Annotated in this window: 20 protein-coding genes; 7 read left to right on the forward strand and 13 right to left on the reverse strand. The window is 66.3% G+C overall.

The window, feature by feature from the left end; all coding sequences use genetic code 11:
• Position 1 precedes the first annotated feature (1 nt).
• The 7 genes from puhB to R5H30_RS15550 are packed head-to-tail and all read left to right on the forward strand — an operon-like array spanning position 2 to position 5,041.
• On the forward strand, positions 2-634 hold the full coding sequence (gene puhB / locus R5H30_RS15520; protein WP_318329419.1) for a photosynthetic complex putative assembly protein PuhB: 633 nt from the start codon (positions 2-4) through the stop codon (positions 632-634).
• Between the two features lie 10 nt (positions 635-644).
• Positions 645-1,109, forward strand: coding sequence for a photosynthetic complex assembly protein PuhC (puhC, locus tag R5H30_RS15525; protein ID WP_318329420.1), 465 nt, complete (start codon positions 645-647; stop codon positions 1,107-1,109).
• Between the two features lie 13 nt (positions 1,110-1,122).
• Positions 1,123-1,419 carry an O2-dependent cyclase accessory protein gene (locus R5H30_RS15530; RefSeq protein ID WP_318329421.1) on the forward strand — a complete coding sequence of 99 codons (297 nt, stop codon included), beginning with the start codon at positions 1,123-1,125 and terminating at the stop codon, positions 1,417-1,419.
• The gene (acsF, locus tag R5H30_RS15535; protein WP_318329422.1) at positions 1,416-2,540 is read left to right on the forward strand and encodes a magnesium-protoporphyrin IX monomethyl ester (oxidative) cyclase; all 1,125 of its coding nucleotides are present in this window, start codon (positions 1,416-1,418) and stop codon (positions 2,538-2,540) included. Before R5H30_RS15530 ends, acsF begins: the two co-directional genes overlap by 4 nt.
• Positions 2,540-3,352, forward strand: coding sequence for a putative photosynthetic complex assembly protein PuhE (gene puhE, locus R5H30_RS15540; protein WP_318329423.1), 813 nt, complete (start codon positions 2,540-2,542; stop codon positions 3,350-3,352). Before acsF ends, puhE begins: the two co-directional genes overlap by 1 nt.
• Positions 3,342-4,556, forward strand: coding sequence for a 5-aminolevulinate synthase (hemA, locus tag R5H30_RS15545; RefSeq protein ID WP_318329424.1), 1,215 nt, complete (start codon positions 3,342-3,344; stop codon positions 4,554-4,556). The genes puhE and hemA overlap by 11 nt, the downstream gene beginning before the upstream one ends.
• Positions 4,557-4,615: 59 nt before the next feature.
• On the forward strand, positions 4,616-5,041 hold the full coding sequence (locus R5H30_RS15550) for a c-type cytochrome (protein ID WP_318329425.1): 426 nt from the start codon (positions 4,616-4,618) through the stop codon (positions 5,039-5,041).
• Positions 5,042-5,096: 55 nt separating this feature from the next.
• On the opposite strand, the gene dxs is transcribed toward R5H30_RS15550, so the two are convergent.
• The 13 genes from dxs to R5H30_RS15615 all read right to left on the reverse strand — a co-directional run bounded on the left by dxs (position 5,097) and on the right by R5H30_RS15615 (position 17,999).
• Positions 5,097-7,025 (reverse strand): 1-deoxy-D-xylulose-5-phosphate synthase, encoded by a 1,929-nt coding sequence (gene dxs / locus R5H30_RS15555; protein ID WP_318329426.1) that lies wholly within the window; start codon positions 7,023-7,025, stop codon positions 5,097-5,099.
• Between the two features lie 111 nt (positions 7,026-7,136).
• Positions 7,137-8,255 carry a photosynthetic reaction center cytochrome PufC gene (gene pufC, locus R5H30_RS15560; RefSeq protein ID WP_318329427.1) on the reverse strand — a complete coding sequence of 373 codons (1,119 nt, stop codon included), beginning with the start codon at positions 8,253-8,255 and terminating at the stop codon, positions 7,137-7,139.
• A gap of 3 nt (positions 8,256-8,258) precedes the next feature.
• Positions 8,259-9,245, reverse strand: a complete 987-nt coding sequence (gene pufM / locus R5H30_RS15565) for a photosynthetic reaction center subunit M (protein WP_318329428.1) — start codon at positions 9,243-9,245, stop codon at positions 8,259-8,261.
• A gap of 2 nt (positions 9,246-9,247) precedes the next feature.
• Entirely contained in the window at positions 9,248-10,087 is an 840-nt protein-coding gene (gene pufL / locus R5H30_RS15570) for a photosynthetic reaction center subunit L (RefSeq protein ID WP_318329429.1), read from the reverse strand.
• A 111-nt stretch (positions 10,088-10,198) separates the two neighbouring features.
• Entirely contained in the window at positions 10,199-10,363 is a 165-nt protein-coding gene (pufA, locus tag R5H30_RS15575) for a light-harvesting antenna LH1, alpha subunit (RefSeq protein WP_318329430.1), read from the reverse strand.
• A gap of 14 nt (positions 10,364-10,377) precedes the next feature.
• Complete coding sequence (gene pufB, locus R5H30_RS15580) at positions 10,378-10,527, reverse strand: light-harvesting antenna LH1, beta subunit (protein ID WP_318329431.1); 150 nt, start codon at positions 10,525-10,527, stop codon at positions 10,378-10,380.
• A 130-nt stretch (positions 10,528-10,657) separates the two neighbouring features.
• Positions 10,658-10,882 carry a cytochrome PufQ gene (gene pufQ / locus R5H30_RS15585; RefSeq protein WP_318329432.1) on the reverse strand — a complete coding sequence of 75 codons (225 nt, stop codon included), beginning with the start codon at positions 10,880-10,882 and terminating at the stop codon, positions 10,658-10,660.
• A gap of 5 nt (positions 10,883-10,887) precedes the next feature.
• On the reverse strand, positions 10,888-12,360 hold the full coding sequence (gene bchZ, locus R5H30_RS15590; RefSeq protein WP_318329433.1) for a chlorophyllide a reductase subunit Z: 1,473 nt from the start codon (positions 12,358-12,360) through the stop codon (positions 10,888-10,890).
• Positions 12,360-13,928: a chlorophyllide a reductase subunit Y gene (gene bchY / locus R5H30_RS15595; protein ID WP_318329434.1), complete on the reverse strand. Its 1,569-nt coding sequence runs from the start codon at positions 13,926-13,928 to the stop codon at positions 12,360-12,362. The genes bchZ and bchY overlap by 1 nt, the downstream gene beginning before the upstream one ends.
• A 10-nt stretch (positions 13,929-13,938) precedes the next feature.
• Complete coding sequence (locus R5H30_RS15600) at positions 13,939-14,940, reverse strand: chlorophyllide a reductase iron protein subunit X (RefSeq protein ID WP_318329435.1); 1,002 nt, start codon at positions 14,938-14,940, stop codon at positions 13,939-13,941.
• Entirely contained in the window at positions 14,937-15,878 is a 942-nt protein-coding gene (gene bchC / locus R5H30_RS15605; protein WP_318329436.1) for a chlorophyll synthesis pathway protein BchC, read from the reverse strand. Before bchC ends, R5H30_RS15600 begins: the two co-directional genes overlap by 4 nt.
• Before the next feature lie 114 nt (positions 15,879-15,992).
• Positions 15,993-17,027, reverse strand: coding sequence for a methyltransferase (locus tag R5H30_RS15610; RefSeq protein WP_318329437.1), 1,035 nt, complete (start codon positions 17,025-17,027; stop codon positions 15,993-15,995).
• Between the two features lie 102 nt (positions 17,028-17,129).
• Positions 17,130-17,999 carry a polyprenyl synthetase family protein gene (locus R5H30_RS15615; RefSeq protein WP_318329438.1) on the reverse strand — a complete coding sequence of 290 codons (870 nt, stop codon included), beginning with the start codon at positions 17,997-17,999 and terminating at the stop codon, positions 17,130-17,132.
• Positions 18,000-18,061 lie beyond the last annotated feature (62 nt).

Consider the following 18,061-nt stretch of genomic DNA (forward strand, 5'->3'; position numbering starts at 1 on the left):
CATGAGCCACGACGATTTCGCAGTCGAACCCGTGAACGGCCTGCCCGAGCGCCCGCCCGAGGGCGAGCGCATCCTGTGGCAGGGCCGCCCGGACTGGTTCATGCTGACCCGCGAGGCGCTGAACCTGACCTGGGTGGCGGGTTACTTCCTGGCCCTCGGGCTGTGGCGCTTCGTCACGATGATCGACCAGGCACCGCTCGACATTGCCTTCGCCGCTGCCTTTCCCTTCGCGATCCTCGGGGCCGCCGTCTGCGGACTGCTGATGATCGTGGGTTACGTGCAGGCCCGCGCCACCGTCTACACGATCACCAACCGGCGCGTCGCGATGCGCATCGGGGCCGCGCTGACGGTGACACTCAACCTGCCCTTCACCCAGATCCGCTCGGCCGATCTGAAACTGCGCGGCAACGGCAGCGGGACCGTGGCGCTCGACCTGCTGGGCAAGACGCGGCTGTCCTATCTCGTCTGCTGGCCGCATGTCCGGCCGTTCGTTCTGCGCCGCACCCAGCCGGCGCTGCGCTGCATTCCCGACGCGCAGCACGTGGCCGACCTGCTGGCCGAGGCCGCCCGGACCCGCGTCGACATGCCGACCGTGACCCGCACCGCCTACCCCGCCCAGGTCGCGGCGGAATAGGGAGACCCCGATGACCGACAGCATCCACGCCGCCCCCCGCCCCCGCGACGCCGAACTCATTCCGCGCGCGATGACGCGGGCCGTCATGGCGCTGGTCTTCTGCGTGCTCGCCCTCGTGACGATCGCGCGCCTGACCGGGCAGCCGGTCTCGGCGCTCGCGCCGACCGGGGACATCGTGTCGGAACGCAGCGTGCTGCTCGGCGGCGACCTTTCCGGGGCCGCGACGGTGCAAAGCCCGGATGGCACGGTGATCGCAGAACTGTCGCCCGAAGCCGGCGGGTTCATCGCCGGCGTGTCGCGCGTGATCCAGCGCGAACGCACAAAGCATCGCGTCCCGGCAGAGGGGCCGGTGACCCTGCGCCAGCACGAAAGCGGGCGCATTTCGATCAAGGACCCCGCGACGGGGTGGAGCGCCGACCTGATGGGGTTCGGCGAGGACAACGCCAGGGCTTTCGCCAGGCTGCTGGCACAGTGAGAGGAGACCGGACATGGGCCTGCTGACCAAGGACATCGAACACGCGCCCTGCACGGTGGAGATCAGCCACCGCTTCGAAAGCCTGCACGCGCACGTGCGCTTCGACAACGGGACCACCGTCTACCCGGGCGACGAGGTCAAGGTGCATGGCCCCGAGATCATGGCGCCCTTCGGCGAGATCGTCCGCGAGAGCCGCGAGGCGACGATCATCCGCGCCTCGGCACTCGAACGGCTCTGGACGCGCTGGACCGGCGATTTCGAGGTCATGGAACTGTGCGAATTCTCGTTTTCCGAAGAGGTGACGCTATGAACATGCAGATCAAGCATACCGCCGACGCGACTACCGTCGAAGAAGGGCTCGCGATCCAGGAAGCCCAGGCGAAGCTCGATTCCCGGTTCGCCACCGACGTCGCGATGCAGAACACCCTGCTGACCCCGCGCTTCTACACGACGGATTTCGACGAGCTCGACGCCATCGACGTGACGCCGGTGCGCGCCGACTGGGACGCGCTGATCGACGAGATGGAAAGCGACCCGAACCGCGGGCATTTCAAGAAGAACGAGGACTGGGATCACGTCGACTGGGACGGCATGGACCCGACGCTGCGCAAGGAGCTGATCGACTTCCTGATTTCCTCCTGCACGGCCGAGTTCTCGGGCTGCGTGCTCTACAAGGAGATGAAGCGGCGCGGGGCCAACAAGGACATCACCCAGCTCTTCCAGCTCATGGCGCGCGACGAGGCGCGGCACGCGGGCTTCATCAACGACGCCCTGCGCGAAGCGAACGTCGCGGTGAACCTCGGCTTTCTGACGCAGAAGAAGAAGTACACCTACTTCCGGCCCAAGTTCATCTACTACGCCACCTATCTCAGCGAAAAGATCGGCTACGCGCGCTACATCACGATCTTCCGGCACCTCGAGGCGCACCCCGAGCATCGCTTCCACCCGATCTTCAAGTGGTTCCAGGAATGGTGCAACGACGAGTTCCGCCACGGCGAGGCCTTCGCGCTGCTGATGAAGACCGACCCGAAGCTGACACGGGGCGTCAACGTGCTCTGGATCAAGTTCTTCCTGACGGCGGTCTACGCCACGATGCATGTGCGCGACCACCAGCGCCCGGCCTTCCACAAGGCGCTCGGCGTCGATCCGGACTGGTACGGCCACGAGGTATTCACCAAGACATCCGAGATCAGCAAGCAGGTCTTCCCGATCACGCTCGACATCGAGAGCCCGCGCTGGGAACGCGGCCTGAAGCGCCTGCAGAAGGCCAATGCCGATCTCGACCAGGCACGCCGGCAGACCGGCGTCGGCGCTTTCCTGCGGCGCATGTCGGCCCAGGCGCGTGCGGCGAGCGCCTTTGCCGGGCTGTTCCTGATCCCCGCCAACCGTCATGACGTACCGGCGGAAACCCGGATGGAGCCGGCCTATTGATGTCCGCACCCTGGATCGCGGCGCTTCTCGCGCTTTTCACCTGGTGGTTCTCCACCGGGGCGATCCTGATGGTGGTGCGCCTGGCCGAACGTGGCGGCGCGCGGGCGCGCATGGTCTGCACGCTCGCATGCCTGCCGCTGCTGGCGCTGGGGATCTGGGGCTACATGGCAACTCTCTGGTCGGGCAGCGTTCCGGCGGCCTACGGCGCCTTCTTTTCGGCGCTCGCCATCTGGGGCTGGATCGAGCTTGCCTTCCTGACCGGCGCGGTGACCGGCCCGAATCTCAACACCTGCCCGCCGCAGGCACCGGAATGGGAACGTTTCATCCGCGCCTGGGGCACGATCGCCTATCACGAGATGCTGCTGGTCGGCGTGCTCGCGGCGATGTGGCTCTTTGGCCACGACGCGCTCAACACCGTCGGTCTGTGGACCTTCACGGTGCTCTATGCCGCCCGGCTCTCGGCCAAGCTGAACCTCTATTTCGGCGTGCCGCGCATCAACGTGGAATTCCTGCCCCGCGCCCTGAACCACCTTGCCAGCCACTTCCGCATCGCGCGGCTGAACTGGGTCTTCCCCGTCTCGGTCACGCTGCTCACCTTTGCCGTCGCCTGCTGGCTGGAACGGCTCTACGCCGCACCGACACCGGGCGCCGCGATCGGCTTTTCGCTGCTTGCCGCGATCAGCGCGCTGGCTCTTCTCGAACACTGGCTGATGGTCCTGCCGGTGCCCGACGCGAAACTCTGGCGCTGGATGCTGCCTGCGCCGAAACCGGACATCAAACTGACAAGACCGGAGGGATCTCATGGACTTTGATACACTTTTCGCAAAGCAGCTCGGGGCGCTGAGATCCGACGGCAACTACCGCGTGTTCGCGGAACTGGAACGAAAACGCGGTGCCTTTCCCAAGGCCAGAAGCCACGGCGACGACACGCCGGACGAGGTCACGGTCTGGTGCTCGAACGACTACCTCGGGATGGGGCAACACCCCAAGGTCTGCGCTGCGATGAAAGACACCATCGACAGTTGCGGCACCGGTGCGGGCGGTACGCGCAACATCTCGGGCACCAACGTCCACCATGTCCGGCTCGAAGCCGAACTCGCCGATCTGCACGGCAAGGAAGCGGCGCTGCTGTTCAACTCCGGCTACATGTCGAACTGGGCGGCCCTCTCGACGCTGGGCAGCCGCCTGCCGGACGCGGTGATCCTGTCGGACGCCTTCAACCACGCCAGCATGATCGAGGGCATCCGCCACTCGAAGGCGCGCAAGGTGATCTGGAAGCACAACGACCCCGAGGATCTCGACCGCAAGCTTGCCGAGATGCCGGCCAATGCCGCCAAGATCGTCGCCTTTGAATCCGTCTACTCGATGGATGGCGACATCTGCCCGATGGCCGAGATCGTCGAGGTCGCCGAAAAGCACGGCGCCATGACCTATCTCGACGAGGTGCATGCGGTGGGCCTTTACGGGCCGCGCGGCGGCGGCATCAGCGAACGCGAAGGCCTCGCGGACCGGATCACCCTGATCGAGGGCACGCTGGGCAAGGCCTACGGCTGTCTCGGCGGCTACATTTCCGGGTCGACGGCGCTTTGCGACTTCATCCGCTCTTTCGCGAGCGGCTTCATCTTCACCACCGCCCTGCCGCCTGCGATCGCCGAGGGCGCCCGGACGGCGATCGAACACCTCAAGGAATCCGACGTCGAACGCCAGCGCCAGCGCCGGCAGGTTGCGCGCCTGCGCGCGCTGCTCGACCGGCAGGGCATCCCGCATCTCGACAATCCAAGCCATATCGTTCCGGTGATGATCAAGGACCCGGTCAAATGCCGGATGCTTTCGGACATCCTGATGCGCGACTACGGGATCTACGTGCAGCCGATCAACTATCCCACGGTTCCGAAAGGAACCGAGCGGCTGCGCTTCACCCCGGGCCCGCTGCACAGCGACGCGGACATCGATCATCTCGTCTCGGCGCTGACCGTACTTTGGAAGCAATGCGCGCTTTCACATGCCGTCGCTTGATCGGCGCAGGGTTTGCACCATCTTTCCGCGCAAGTCCGAATGTTGAACAGGAGGTAAACATGGGACCAAGGTTACTGTCGGCGATTGCGCTTGTCGCACTGGCCGTTCCGGCACATGCACAAGGCGACGCGGAGGCGGGCGAGAAGGACTTTCGTCAATGCGCCGCCTGCCACATGATCGAATCGCCGGACGAGGTCATCGCCAAGGGCGGCAAAGTCGGCCCCAATCTCTACGGTGTCATCGGTCGTGCAGCGGGGTCCGAGGACTTCGCCTATTCCGACCTGATGCTGGCCGCGGGCGAAAACGGACTCGTCTGGGACGAGGAAAGCTTCACGGCCTACACCCAGGATCCGACCGCCTTCCTGCGGGAATACACCGGCGAAAGCTCGGGACGCGGCAAGATGACCTACAAGCTGCGCAAGGAAGAACAGGCCGCGAATATCTGGGCCTATCTGGCCTCGGTCGGTCCGGAAAGCGGAAGCTGACCCTTTAAGACCCGAAGAACCGCGCCGCGTGATTGCGGCGCGGCTTTTCTGTCGCTCAGGTTGCCGCTTTGAGGGGCACGACGTTGCTCTGGTGCCCAAGCGACTCGCGCGCCAACGCCATGAGATCGCGCGCGGTCATGCCCGCATCCGCGTACATCTCGTCCGGGCTTGCCTGGTCGATGAAGCGGTCCGGCAGGCACAGGTTGCGGATCGCGAGACCACTGTCGAACATCCCTTCGCGGGCAAGCAGGTGCATCACGGCAGAGCCGAAGCCGCCTTCCGCGCCCTGCTCGACGGTGATCAGTGCGCGGTGCCTGCGCGCGAGGCGCATCACGAGGTCGCTGTCGAGTGGCTTGGCAAAACGCGCATCGGCCAATGTCACCGTCACACCTTCGGCTTCCAGCTCGGCAATGGCCGCGCGGCACACCCCGAGATGCGCGCCGAAGGACAGGATCGCGAGGTCCTCGCCCTCCTGCAACACGCGCCCGCGCCCGATTTCGAGCACCTCGAGCATGTCCGAAAGCGCCACACCCTCACCCGCTCCGCGCGGGTAACGGAAGGCGATCGGCCCGTCATCGTGGGCGGCAGCAGTCACCACCATGCGCTGAAGCTCGGCCTCGTCGGCTGCGGCCATGACCGTGAACCCGGGCAGGGCCGAGAGGTAGTTGATGTCGAAGGCACCGGCATGGGTCGCGCCGTCGGCCCCGACAAGCCCCGCTCGGTCGATGGCGAAGCGCACCGGCAGACCCTGCAGGGCCACGTCATGCACCACCTGGTCGAACCCGCGTTGCAGGAAAGTCGAGTAGATCGCGCAGAAGGGCTTGAGCCCGCTTGCCGCCATCCCGGCAGCGAAGGTCACCGCGTGCTGCTCGGCGATGCCGACGTCGAAAACCCGCGCCGGAAAGCGTTTGGCCATCAGGTTCACGCCGGTGCCCGAGGGCATTGCCGCCGTGATCGCGACGATCTCGGGGTCGCGCGCCGCCGCCTCGGTGAGGGTCTGCCCGAAGACGCTGGTGTAACTCGGAGCGGCGCCCGATTTCTTCGCCTGCGACCCGGTGGCGACATCGAACTTGCCGACGCCGTGATACTTGTCGGCGCTGGTTTCGGCCGGCGCATAGCCCTTGCCCTTGACCGTGCAGCAATGGATCAGCACTGGGCGCGTCGCCCGGGTCCGGGCCGCCCGCAGCACCGGCAGCAGCTGGCGCATGTCATGCCCGTCGATGGGACCGATGTAGTCGAAACCCAGTTCCTCGAAGAAGGTGCCGGACCCGGCAATCCCGGTCACCAGCTGTCGCGCGCGCCGCGCGCCGTCGCGCATCGGGCGTGGCATCGCCGCCTCCAGCCCGCCGGCGAGCGCGCGCATGCTGGCGAACGGCTCCTCGGCGCTGAGGCGGCTGAGGTAATGCGACATCGCCCCGACGGGCGGCGCGATGCTCATCTCGTTGTCATTGAGGATGACGAAAAGCCGCCGGCCCTCGGAGCCTGCGTTGTTCAGGGCCTCGTAGGCCATGCCGGCACTGATCGCACCGTCGCCGATGACGGCGATGGCATCGCCCGTCGGCCGGCCCATGTCGCGGCCGACGGTGAAACCCAAGGCCGCGCTGATCGAGGTCGAGCTGTGCGCCGCCCCGAAGGGGTCATAAGATGACTCGGCGCGCTTGGTGAACCCGCTCAACCCGTCCTTCTGGCGCAGCGTGCGGATGCGGTCGCGGCGCCCGGTGAGGATCTTGTGCGGGTAGCACTGGTGGCCCACATCCCAGATCAGCTTGTCGGTGGGCGTGTTGAAGACCGCGTGGATCGCCACCGACAGCTCGACGACGCCAAGGCCCGAGCCGAGATGCCCGCCGGTCTCGGACACCGCCGAGATCACCTCGGCGCGCAGTTCGTCCGAAAGCCGCGCAAGCTCGGCGTCGCTCATCGCCCTGAGATCGGCGGGTCCGGCGATCTTGTCGAGCAGGGGTGTCGCTGGTCTGGCTTGTTGCATCGGTCCATCCTTCCCGGTGGCGAGGCGTCTGGCGCGTCAATCGGTGCGGATCGGCGCGCGAGGCGCCATGCGAGGGGCGCGGCGCGGATCAAACCCGCGCCGCCGCCGTCGTCAGTTTCCGTAGTCCGGCGACCCGCTGGTGGCGAGTTCCGGCCAGTTGTCGAGCACGTTCCTGCCCTGCAACGGCTGCTGGTAGCCCTTGTGGCAGGTCCGGCAGGCAACCTTGGGCGCATCGGCATGCACCGGACCCAGCCGTTCTTCCGGCAGAAGTTCGGTCAGCGGCACGACGTACTCGTTGTTGAGCTCTTGCACCATGCTGATGCCAAGCATCTCGGTGCCCCATTGCGGCGTCACTTCGGACCCGTCGTAGAAGGCGCGTGAATTGTGACAGAAGACGCAGTTCACCCCGAGCGAATTCGAGATGTAATTCATCAACGAAAACGTGCGTTCCGCGTGCTGCCAGGTCGGGAAGTCCTCGTCGCCCGGCGTTCCAGCGACGCGCGATTCGAGGTCGTGGACCTTGATCGACTGGCTGTCGAGCAGGTAGGCCTCGAGCGCGTCCGAGGGTAGCGAGGTGTAGGAACTCAGCGAGGTCACCCGGTTCTGCACGGATGCCCAGCCCTCGGTCGCCTTGGAAACCGGCGTGACCTTGAACCACACGTCGCTGGGCACGTTCTGGCCGCGGTGGCAGGTAAAGCAGGTCACCCCCACCGTCTTGTTGGCATTGACGTGCCCGTCCCAGTTCTCGTTGATGTTCTGGGTCATCTGGATCATCCGGCGCGAGACGACCTTGGTATAGAGGTTGTCCTCGCCGTAGGTTTCCAGCCCGCCGTCGCCGTGGCAGTAGGCGCAGCCTTCCTCCGGCGAAACCCATCGGGTGATCGCGGCCATCAGGCGGTTGAAGTTGTCGTCCGTCAGATCGCCGAGCACCTGCACGTTCTCGTAGATGTCACCGGCGAGCTCCTCGTCGCCCTCGGGGATGAAGGGTTCGTCGTCGATCAACTCCGCGATGTCCCGATCGGGCGCGATCGCCACGGCCTCGAACTTGGTGACGGACATGCCGGTGCCGCGCGGCCCGGTCTGCAGGCTCCGGCTTTCGGTCGGCCAGCCGAGCACGACGATGGCCGTCACCGCGATCACCGCAACACCGACGGTGCCGAAGATGATCGCCGGGCGCTCGATGTCGGTCGGGTTCTCCCTGTGCCACTTGTTGAACCAGTTGGGAAGCATCGGTCAGCCCTCCTGTCCGGTGAAGGCTTCGTACGAGCCGTAGCCGTCGTAGCCGTAGGAGCCATCGTACATCGGCGCAAAATGGTGCTCCTGCGCCCAGATAAACCAGTTGTCGACCACCGTGCCGGTCAGCAGGATGCCGATCCCGCCGGTGATCGGCGTCAGCACCGCGAACCACCACGCCCAGCGGTGAATGCCCTCCATCGTGGCGTTGAAGCCCATCGTCCAGCGCCAGAACAGCGCGGCGCGTTCCGCCGCCGTCCCACGGTCGACGATCTGCTCGAGTTCGCGGTCGCCGCCGTAGCGCGTGACGGCGAGGATCGTGGCCCCGTGCATCGCGAACAGCAGGACCGAACCATAAAGGAAGACGATCGAGAGGCAGTGGAACGGGTTGTAATAGAGGTTGCCGTAGCGGATCGAGAAGGCGGTCGTCCAGTCGAGGTGCGGGAAGATGCCGTAGGGCACCGCCTCGCTCCAGGAGCCCATCAGGATCGGCCGGAAGAGCCCGAGCACGAGGAACAGCCAGATCGCGCTGGCGAAGGCCCAGGCGACGTGCTTGCCCATCTTGTGCTGCTCGGCAAGCAGGTACGTCCTGAGCCACCAAGAGCAGACGCTGACCAGCAGGAAGAAGGAGGCGATGATGTACCAGCCCCCATCCTGAAGCGGCGGGATCTTCAGCCCGTATTCCGGGCTCGGCGGCTCAAGCGCCAGCCAGAAGCCCTGGCGCAGGAACTCCGGGATCGACCAGTTGACCTGCGCGAGCATGTTGAAGCCGATGATGTTGAGGCAGAGGATGAAGGTGGCGACGCTCACCATCCCCGTCCAGCCAAGGTAGATCGGCCCGATCTGCGCGTTGCCCACCCAGCCGACCAGGCGGCTGAAGAAGGGTTTGATCATGCGCTCGGCCGAGAGGTTGTTCTCGTTGTCGAGCCCCCATTCGGGCGGCCCCTCGACCTGAACCTGGGTAAAGATGTTCTGGTACTCGGGCATGGTCAGAGTCCTCCCTGCGACGGCCAGAACGGCAGTTCGAGCCACCAGTTCCACCATTCGGGCCAGCCCTTGGTCCAGACCGGGCCGCTGATGATGATGCAGACCGCCGAGAAGAAGACGGCGTTGATCGCCAGCAGGAAGCCAAGCCGGTGAATGCCGAGCGTGCCGATCGAATAGCCGATGAAATCACGGAAGAACGTGTCCTCGTGATCGGGCGTCTTCATCTCCTCGCCCTTTTCGGGGTTGGCCGCGCTCAGGATCAGCCCGCCGTGCAGCGCCAGCGCGAAGCAGGTGGCGAAAAAGAGGCTCACGGCCAGCATGTGCGCGGGGTTGTAATGGAAATGCAGGTAGGCGTAGCCGGTGTTCGACACCCAGTCGAGGTGGCTGAAGATGCCATAGGGAAACCCGTGACCCCAGGCACCCATCAGCAGCGGACGGAAGATGACGAGGGTGACATAGGCGAGGATCGCGAAGGCGAAGGCGAAGGGTACGTGGTAGCCGATGCCGAGCTTGCGGCAGATCTCGACCTCGCGCAGGGCCCAGCTGATGAAGGCGCCGGTCGCGCAGAAGGTGATGATCTGCCAGAGCCCGCCCTCCATGAGCGGCGCGGCCCCGAGCCCGTAGGAAAGGTCGGGCGGCGCGATGTTGATGAGCCAGGGATTCCAGGTGCCCTGATGCGCCGCACCCCAGAGGATCAGGATCGTGCCCAGCACCGAGAAGAAGAGTGTCGTGACGCCGAAAAAGCCGACGTAGAAGGGCCCGACCCAGAAATCGAAAAGGTCGCCGCCGATGAGCGTCCCGCCCCGGACCCGGTATTTTCGTTCAAAACTGAGCAACGCCATGTGCCGTCTCCGCGAATTGGCGGCCGGTTCCGATCACGATCCGGCCCGTCTTTTGTGTCTGGTCGTCGCGGGCGGCCGGAACCGCCCGCGACAGGGACGAAGGTTCCGATCTTACTCCACGGCGGCCCGAGACGCGGCTGCGTTCTCGAACCAGTTCACGCCGTTCGAAAGAACCACCAGGTGGATCATGACGGCGAGGAGAAAAAGGAAGACGCCTTGCGCAACGAAGACGCGGCGCGGATCGAAAATGAGCCAGATCTTGTAGAACTTAGACATTTGCGATCACCCCCTCAGAACCAAGGAGCCCAGATGTAGGTCGCAAGATGCGCGACCACCGCGATCAACACGAACAGCCAAAGGCCGCTCATGTAGACCGAGTGCAGTTCCTGGGCCTGCTCGTCGGTAAGACCTGTGAAAGACAGGTCGGTTTTATCAGCCATGAACTTTCCTCCGGAAGGTTATGCTGACGCCGCGTACCCCGCGGCCGGGTCCCTTGGGCCTTCATGGTCCCTCAGGCATCTGTCCGCCCTTGCGGGCGGGCAGCCGGTGTCTCGATCCGAACCCAAGGGCTCAGGCCGAGAAAATCAGTGGCGTGATCCGGTCCGCCTCGGACCAGGCGCGGGCCAGCGGCCCGTGCAGGTTCAGGCTTCGGCGGCGGATCACGTGTCGTGCCCAGCTGATCGTCGCGAAGGGCAGCGCCAGCACGAAGATCAGAAGGAAGTAGAGATGGAATTCCGCGGTGCGCCGTCGGCCCGGACTGCGCCGGGCGGGTGCGTTCAGTGTGGCGTCGGACATGTCGGTCAGTCCTCCTTTTCGACTTGAGGCCCGCCGGACGACAGGGCCAGAACGGTTTCCAGGACCACGCGCTCCGAGCCGTTTCTCAGGGCGGCTTCCTCGGCGGCGTCCCGCAGCGACTTGGCGGCGGAAATACGGGTCAGTACGGGATGGGTTTCGACGATGCGGTCGAGTTCGCGCTGCGCGTCGGCATCCCAGGGAAAGTCGCGGCGCAGCGGCGTCGGGCTCGCTGCCGCGGCATCCATCTCGGCGCCGAGCGGCAGGATGTGGAACAGCGCGTCGAACAGCCCGTTGCACACCTCCTGCAAAAGGTAGGTCGCGCCGGCATAGCCCATCATCGGCGTTCCCGTGGCGCGCCGGATCGCGGCGCCGGGGAAGCTCGCGGGGATGAACGCGGGCATAGGCCCATGCCCCGACTTGAGCTCGGCGAGGTACATCTTCTCGTTCACCGACCCCAGCAGGATCAGCGGGCGCTCGCGCGCGATCAGCGCCTGCACCTCGACGTTGTTGGTCTTCTTGCCGGCGGTGCGGGCCACCGCGAAGGCGCAGGGCAGGCCGAGGTCGTCCTCGAGGAACTTGCGGATGCCCCGCGCGTAGGTCTCGTTCGCCACGATCCCGAAGCTCGCCGTGGCGAAGAAATCCTGCGTCACGCTGCGCCACAGATCCCAGACCGGCTTGATCGTGGAATGCTTCTCGCGCTCGATGAAAGGCTCCGGGTCGAGACCCAGCAATTCGCCCAGCTTGCGCAGGAACAGCGTGGTCGAGTCGATGCCCACGGGCGCCTGAAGATAGGGCTTGCCCAGAACCTCGGCGAGGCCGCGCCCGAATTCGCGGTAGAGGCAGACGTTGACGTCGGCGTTCACGAGGTCGCGCATCTCGGCCAGATGGGCGCCCAGCGGCATGACCATGTTGACCTCGGCCCCGATGCCTTCGATTAGCCGCCGGATCTCGTGCAGGTCGGAGGGCATGTTGAACGTGCCGTACATCGGCCCGAGGATGTTCACGCGCGGTTTCGCACCTTCGGGCCGCGCCTTCTCCTTCGGCATCCGGCCCTTGGTCATGCCGAACTCGGTGAAGATCCAGGTCATCGCCCGGTCGGCGGCTTCCCACTGGTCCTCATCGATGGTGCGCGGCAGAAAACGCTGGATCGAAGTACCTTGCGGGGTCACCCCGCCGCCGATCATCTCGGCGATCGATCCGGTCACGACCACGGCGGGCAGCGCCGGGTCGAGCGTGCCCCAGGCGCGCTTCATCGCGCCTTCGGTGCCGTCGCGGCCCAGCTCCTCTTCGCCGAGACCCGTCACGACGATCGGCAGTTCGTGCGGCGGCAGCCCGTCGGTGTAGTGCAGCACGCTGGTCACCGGCAGGTTCTCGCAGCCCACCGGCCCGTCGATCACGACCTGCAGGCCCTTGACGGCACAGAAGGCATAGACCGCCCCCCAGTAGCCGCCGGCCCGGTCATGATCCTGGATCAGCATCAGATCATCTCCTGCGCGCGCGCGGCGCGGCGCTGCTTTTCGAGCTTCTTGAGGTTCGTCGCCCGGAACTCGGGCCGCAGGTTCGGCGCGCCTTCCCAGATACCGGCGGTGTCGTCGGCGCCGACGCTTTCGAAAAAGTCGCGCATCCGGTCCATACGCCCGCGGTTGGCGATCGCGGCATTGACCACCTGCGCGAGGCTGCCCGCCCCGGCGGGGCCCATCAGCGGACGGGCCGAGATCAGGTTGGTGAAATAAAGCGCCGGGATACCCAGCTCCTTGGCCTTTTGCACGACCGGGGTCGTGCCGATGGCGAGGTCGGGTTCCATTCCTTCCATCGCCGCACAATCGTCTTCGAGCGACGCACGGAACTTCACGACTGCCCCGCGGGACCGCAGCCAGTCCGCGTCCCATTCCGACCAGGGCGTTTTCGGGCAGGCGGTGCCGACATAAGGCACCTCTGCCCCGCTTTCGATCAGCAGGCGCGCGACATGCAACTCGCTGCCCTCGTAGCCGCTGAGCGTGATCCGGCCCTTGACCGGCGCCCCTGAAAGCGCGCCCTTGATCGCCGGCAGAATCGCGTTCTGCGCCTGCGCAACCCGCTCGGCGGAAACGTCGAAGGCCGCGCCGATCTCGGCAAGCCAGTTGGCCGTCCCGTCATGCCCGACGGGGGCGCTGCCCACGACCGTGCGGCCCGCGGCCTCGAACTCGCGGATCGCGGAGGTGTAGAAGGGGTGGATGGCGGCCACCGCCCCGCAGTCGAGCGCGGCGTAAAGCTCGCGCCACTCGCGGCAAGGGACGACCGGTCCAGCAGCCAGTCCCAGCCCATCCACCAGTTGTCCGATCACCAGGGGATCGGCGGGGAACATTTCGCCCAGAAGCGCGATGGTCGGGCGGTCCGATGTGCCCGCCTCGGGCCGTGCGACCGGACCCGCCTCGGCCTCGCGCCGGGCATAGTTCAACATCGCGCCGGCCAGCACGTCCTTGGCCTCGGCATGGGTCGGGATACCAAAGCCCGGCACGTCGATGCCGACGATGCGCACACCGTTGATTTCGTCCGGCAAAAGCCGCAGAGGCACGCCGCTGGCGGTCGGCACGCAAAGGTTGGTGACGACCACGGCGTCGAAGCGGTCCGGATCGGTCAACTCGTGGACCGCCTCTCGGATGTCCTCGAAGAGCTTGCCGGTGACCAGCGTCTCGGAGTTGAACGGGACGTATCCGACCGACCGCCGCGCACCGTAGAAATGGCTCACGAAAGTCAGGCCGTAAACACAACAGGCAGACCCCGACAACACCGTCGCCACGCGCTTCATGCGCAGGCCGACGCGCAGGCTGCCGAAGGCCGGACACATGCTTTGCGGCTTGTCGTGCGGTCCCTGCGGATAGTCCTTGGCATAACGGTCGAGCAGTTCGGACTGCCCGGCCATGCGCGCGGCCTTCTCCATCTCGGCGCCGGAATGGCATCCCGCCCCGTCCACGGGCGGCGTTCCTTCCGGGGCCGGGCTGTCGCGCATCGGGGCGTCGGAGACCTCGGTCCTGGCCGTGTCGTCGTATGTGACTTCGCCGGTCATGCCGTGCCCTTCATGCCTCATCGTAGATGACTTCGAGCGACGCCTTCGGGGCCGCGTTCTTGCCGCGCATGTCGGCATCGGTCGCGGGCACCAGCGTGAAGCCCGCGCCGGTCTCGGCCCCGTCGAAAAGCGCCAGCAGCCCGTCCTGGTCGAGCGGCTTGGGCCGCACCGGAGGCGCCAGCGACACCGCGTCGGCGAGCCCCGCGAACAGCGATCCCCACTGGCTCTTGGAGGTGCCGACGATCTGGTAGTTGGCGGATTTGCGGCGCAGGTCGTCGTCCTGCGGGATCGCGGCAAGCACCGGCACGCCGGCGGCTTCGGCAAAGGCCTGCGCCTCGCCAGACTGGTCGTCCTTGTTCACCACGAGGCCCGCCACCCCGACGTTGCCGCCGAGCTTGCGGAAATACTCCACCGCCGAGCAGACGTTGTTGGCCACGTAAAGCGATTGCAGATCGTTCGACGCCACGAGGATGACCTTCTGCGCCATGTCCCGCGCGATCGGAAGGCCGAAGCCGCCGCAGACCACGTCGCCCAGGAAATCGAGCAGCACGTAGTCGAAGTCCCAGTCGTGAAAGCCCAGCTTCTCGAGCAGCTCGAACCCGTGGATGATGCCACGCCCGCCGCAGCCGCGCCCGACTTCCGGCCCGCCCAGCTCCATCGCGAAGACGCCGCCGCGCTTGAAGCAGACGTCGCCGATCTGAACCTGCTCGCCCGCAAGGGTCTTGCGCGTCGAGGTCTCGATGATCGTCGGGCAGGCCTTGCCGCCGAAGAGCAGCGAGGTTGTGTCGGATTTCGGATCGCAGCCGATCAGCAGCACGCGCTTGCCCTGCTCGGCCATCATGTGGCTGAGATTGGCCAGCGTGAAGCTCTTGCCGATCCCGCCCTTGCCGTAGATCGCGATGATCTGCGTCTTGCTGGTCGGTTCCTCGCGCGCGATGTCGGCGAGATCCTCGTGCGCCTCGTCGCGCAGACGTTGGTCGAAGTCCTTCAGATTCGGTACATCGTCCTTCACGCTGCGTCCTTCCAGTTGAGTATCATTTTCAGGCAGGCCGGGTCGTCGAAGGCCGTGCGATAAGCTGCGGGCGCATCCTCGGGATCGGCGCGATGCGTGATCAGCCCGCCCAGCGAGAGCGTCCCGCCTTCGACTAGCGCGCGCACCGCCTGCAGGTCGTCGCGCGTCCATTCCGCCGCGACGCGCAGACGCGCCTCGCGCATGAAGGCCGGCGGAAAGGCAAAGCGCACGCCGCCGGGGTAGAACCCGGCCAGCACCACCTCGCCGCCCCGGGCCAGCCGGCCGATCAGGGTATCGAGCACCTCGGCATTGCCGGAGGCGTCGTAGATGCAAGTGTAGTCACGCCTGGGATCGGCGTCCGGGGCGATCACCTCGTAGCCTTTCGCACCCGCGCGACGATCCGGGCAGGTCTCCCAGACCACCGGCGGCGGTCCACCAGCAGCGATGGTCAGCCGCGCCAGGAGCCTTCCCAACACGCCATGCCCCACGATCAGCTCGGGCAGCGCATGGCCCAACCCGGCCATCGCGTGACGCGCGGTCGCCGCCAGGGCCAGCAGGGCACCGTCGGCCCCGAGACCCCGGTCGATGCGGATCACGCGATCCGCCTTGGTGACCAGGCGGGCGGCCGAGCCGCCGAACAGGCCGAAAGCATCCTGAAAACAGTCAGCGCCGGGCACGAAGACGTGGTCCCCGGGCCGGTAGCCGCTGTCCGAGGCTGCCTCGACGACCTCTCCTGCCGCCTCGTATCCCGGCACGAGCGGGTAGCCCATCCCCGGGAACGGTGGCATCTCTCCCGACCAGAACAGCTTTTCGGTTCCGGTGGAGATGCCGGAATACGCGATGTCGATGACCAGCTCGTCGCACCCGGGCAACTTCAGGCCAGTCGACACGGTACCGAGGTCTTCGGGTCCTTTCAGAACGACGGCTTGGGTGTCCATGTTCGCCTCCCCCCATCCCCGGGGCCATCGAGAGATCGATGGTCACGCGGCGCGACTTTTGTCAGACTATCAAGACACCTTAATGTGTCAAGTTTTCTTTACATTGATTGCGCGTCAGCGCCGCGGCTTTGTGCATTGCACAACGCTGGTGACGTAGGACCGCACAGGCCGCGGCATGCGGATATCCGCAAAGCCCGCCTCGCCACACATGGCGGCAATGCGGGTCTGAGCGCGCAGCGTGCCGCTTCCCATCGCCATGGTGTAGAAGGCAAAATAGACGTCGCAGGCCGGATCGGGACGTTCGCCGCCCGACATCGGCTCGGAGATCACCAGCCGCCCACCACGCGGCAGAGCCGCGAAGACCCGCGCGAGAAGGTCGCGGACCGTGTCGTCGGAGTGATCGTACAGCACACGGACCAGCGAGATCACGTCGGCTCCGTCGGGCAACGGGTCCTCGCGGAAGTTTCCCGGCTGAAGGCGCACACGGCTCCGCAGGCCCGCGCGGGTCAGAAACGTCTCGGCAGACGGCATCACGCCCGGAAGATCGAAGAGAATCGCTTCGATCCGCGCATCTTCCCTGAGCACGCGCGACAGGAACGCCCCGGCGCCTCCACCGACGTCGAGCCAGACCCGCGCGTTTAGCGTGCCGACCGCGCGCACCGTGTCCTCGGCGACCAGCGCCTGAGAGTCCGCCATGAGAGACGAATAGCGCTCTGCGACCGCATCCGGCACGTCGCCCGACTGGCCGAAGACGTAGGGCCAGAAACGCCGCATCTCCGTATCGGCGTCGCCGCGCAGAAGCGCCACGGGATCGGCCAGGTCCCGGTAAAGCACCAGGTTGTGGCGGATCATCTCCTGCAGTCCGGGAACGCCGGGGACCACGGCACCGCGCATCGTCAGGGCGTACCGCCTGGCCTTCGTGCGCTTCAACAACCCCAGCGCCACGCCCGCATTCAGAAGCCGGCTCATCCGCTCGGTCGGGACGGAACTCAATCGCGCCGCCTGTTCGCCGGTCATCGGCCCCTCGAGCAGGCGGTCGAGCAGATCGAGCTCGACCAGCGCGGTCAGGACCTGCGCGGCGACAAACCCCTGAAGCAAATCGAAGATCTCCGCTCCTTCGCGCCGCGCGATGCGTCGTGCAAAGGGCAATCTGGACAACCTGTTCTGAAAGGCGTCCCGGGCGATCAGGCGCTGAAACCAGCCGGCGGACGGCAAAAACCGGCCGAGATGACCGTCCGTTGCCGCCACGGATCAGGATCCGTAGCGTGCGGCAGCCATCGGCATGATACGCTCGGCCTGCCAGCGCACCATCCGCGCAAGGTCGGCTTCGCCCGGACAGGACGGGATCGAGGCAATCGCCCCGGCAAGAATATCGTTCAGCCGCTCGGTCGCACCGGCCACGCCCCATTCCGCAACGGCGTTCGGACGGCCGTGCAGGTCGTCCTGACCCCCGGGCTTGCCGAGCGTCGTCTCGTCCATCAGCGCGTCGCGCAAATCGTCGGCGACCTGGAAGGCCTCGCCGATCAGCGCGCCGAGGTCGTACCACGCCTCGGGCTCATGCCCGGCCGAGATGGCCCCCATCTCGGTCGCGGCAATGAAAAGCGAAGCGGTCTTGGACCGGTGATAGGCCACGAGGTCGATGTTCGACTCGCTCTCCCAGCCTTGCCCCGCACAGATCCCGTGCGGCATCCCGGTGCGCCGTGCCAGCGACATCAGCAGTTGCGCCGTGCGCGCCGGATCGTCGGGCGCGGCGCGCGCCAGCACCTCGAACGCAAGCACGATCAGGCTGTCTCCGGCCAGAACCGCCAGCGGCTCCGAGAACGCCTTGTGTACCGCCGGCTTTCCACGCCTGACGTCGGCATCGTCGAAGCACGGCAGGTCGTCATGGACGAGACTGGCGCAATGCATCAGCTCGAGCGCCGCCGCCGCAGCGTCCGCAAGCGCCGGACGATCGTCGCCGCAGGCCAGCGCCACGGACAGAAGGATGGTGGGACGGATACGTGCGCCGCCGGGCAGGATCGCGTATCCCAGCGACTCGGCCAGACGGCGCGGGGCAAGATCACCCTGGGCGCGGTGCAAGGCCTCCAGCATGGCAGTTTCGATCCGGTTGGATATCTGCATCTTGGACCTCCCAGCGCCAATCCGTCTGGATTGCCTTACACTTCATGTGTAAATCATTCTGG

Source organism: Roseobacter sp. FCG-D35, from assembly GCF_033436665.1.
Classification (GTDB): Bacteria; Pseudomonadota; Alphaproteobacteria; order Rhodobacterales; family Rhodobacteraceae; genus JAWQFO01.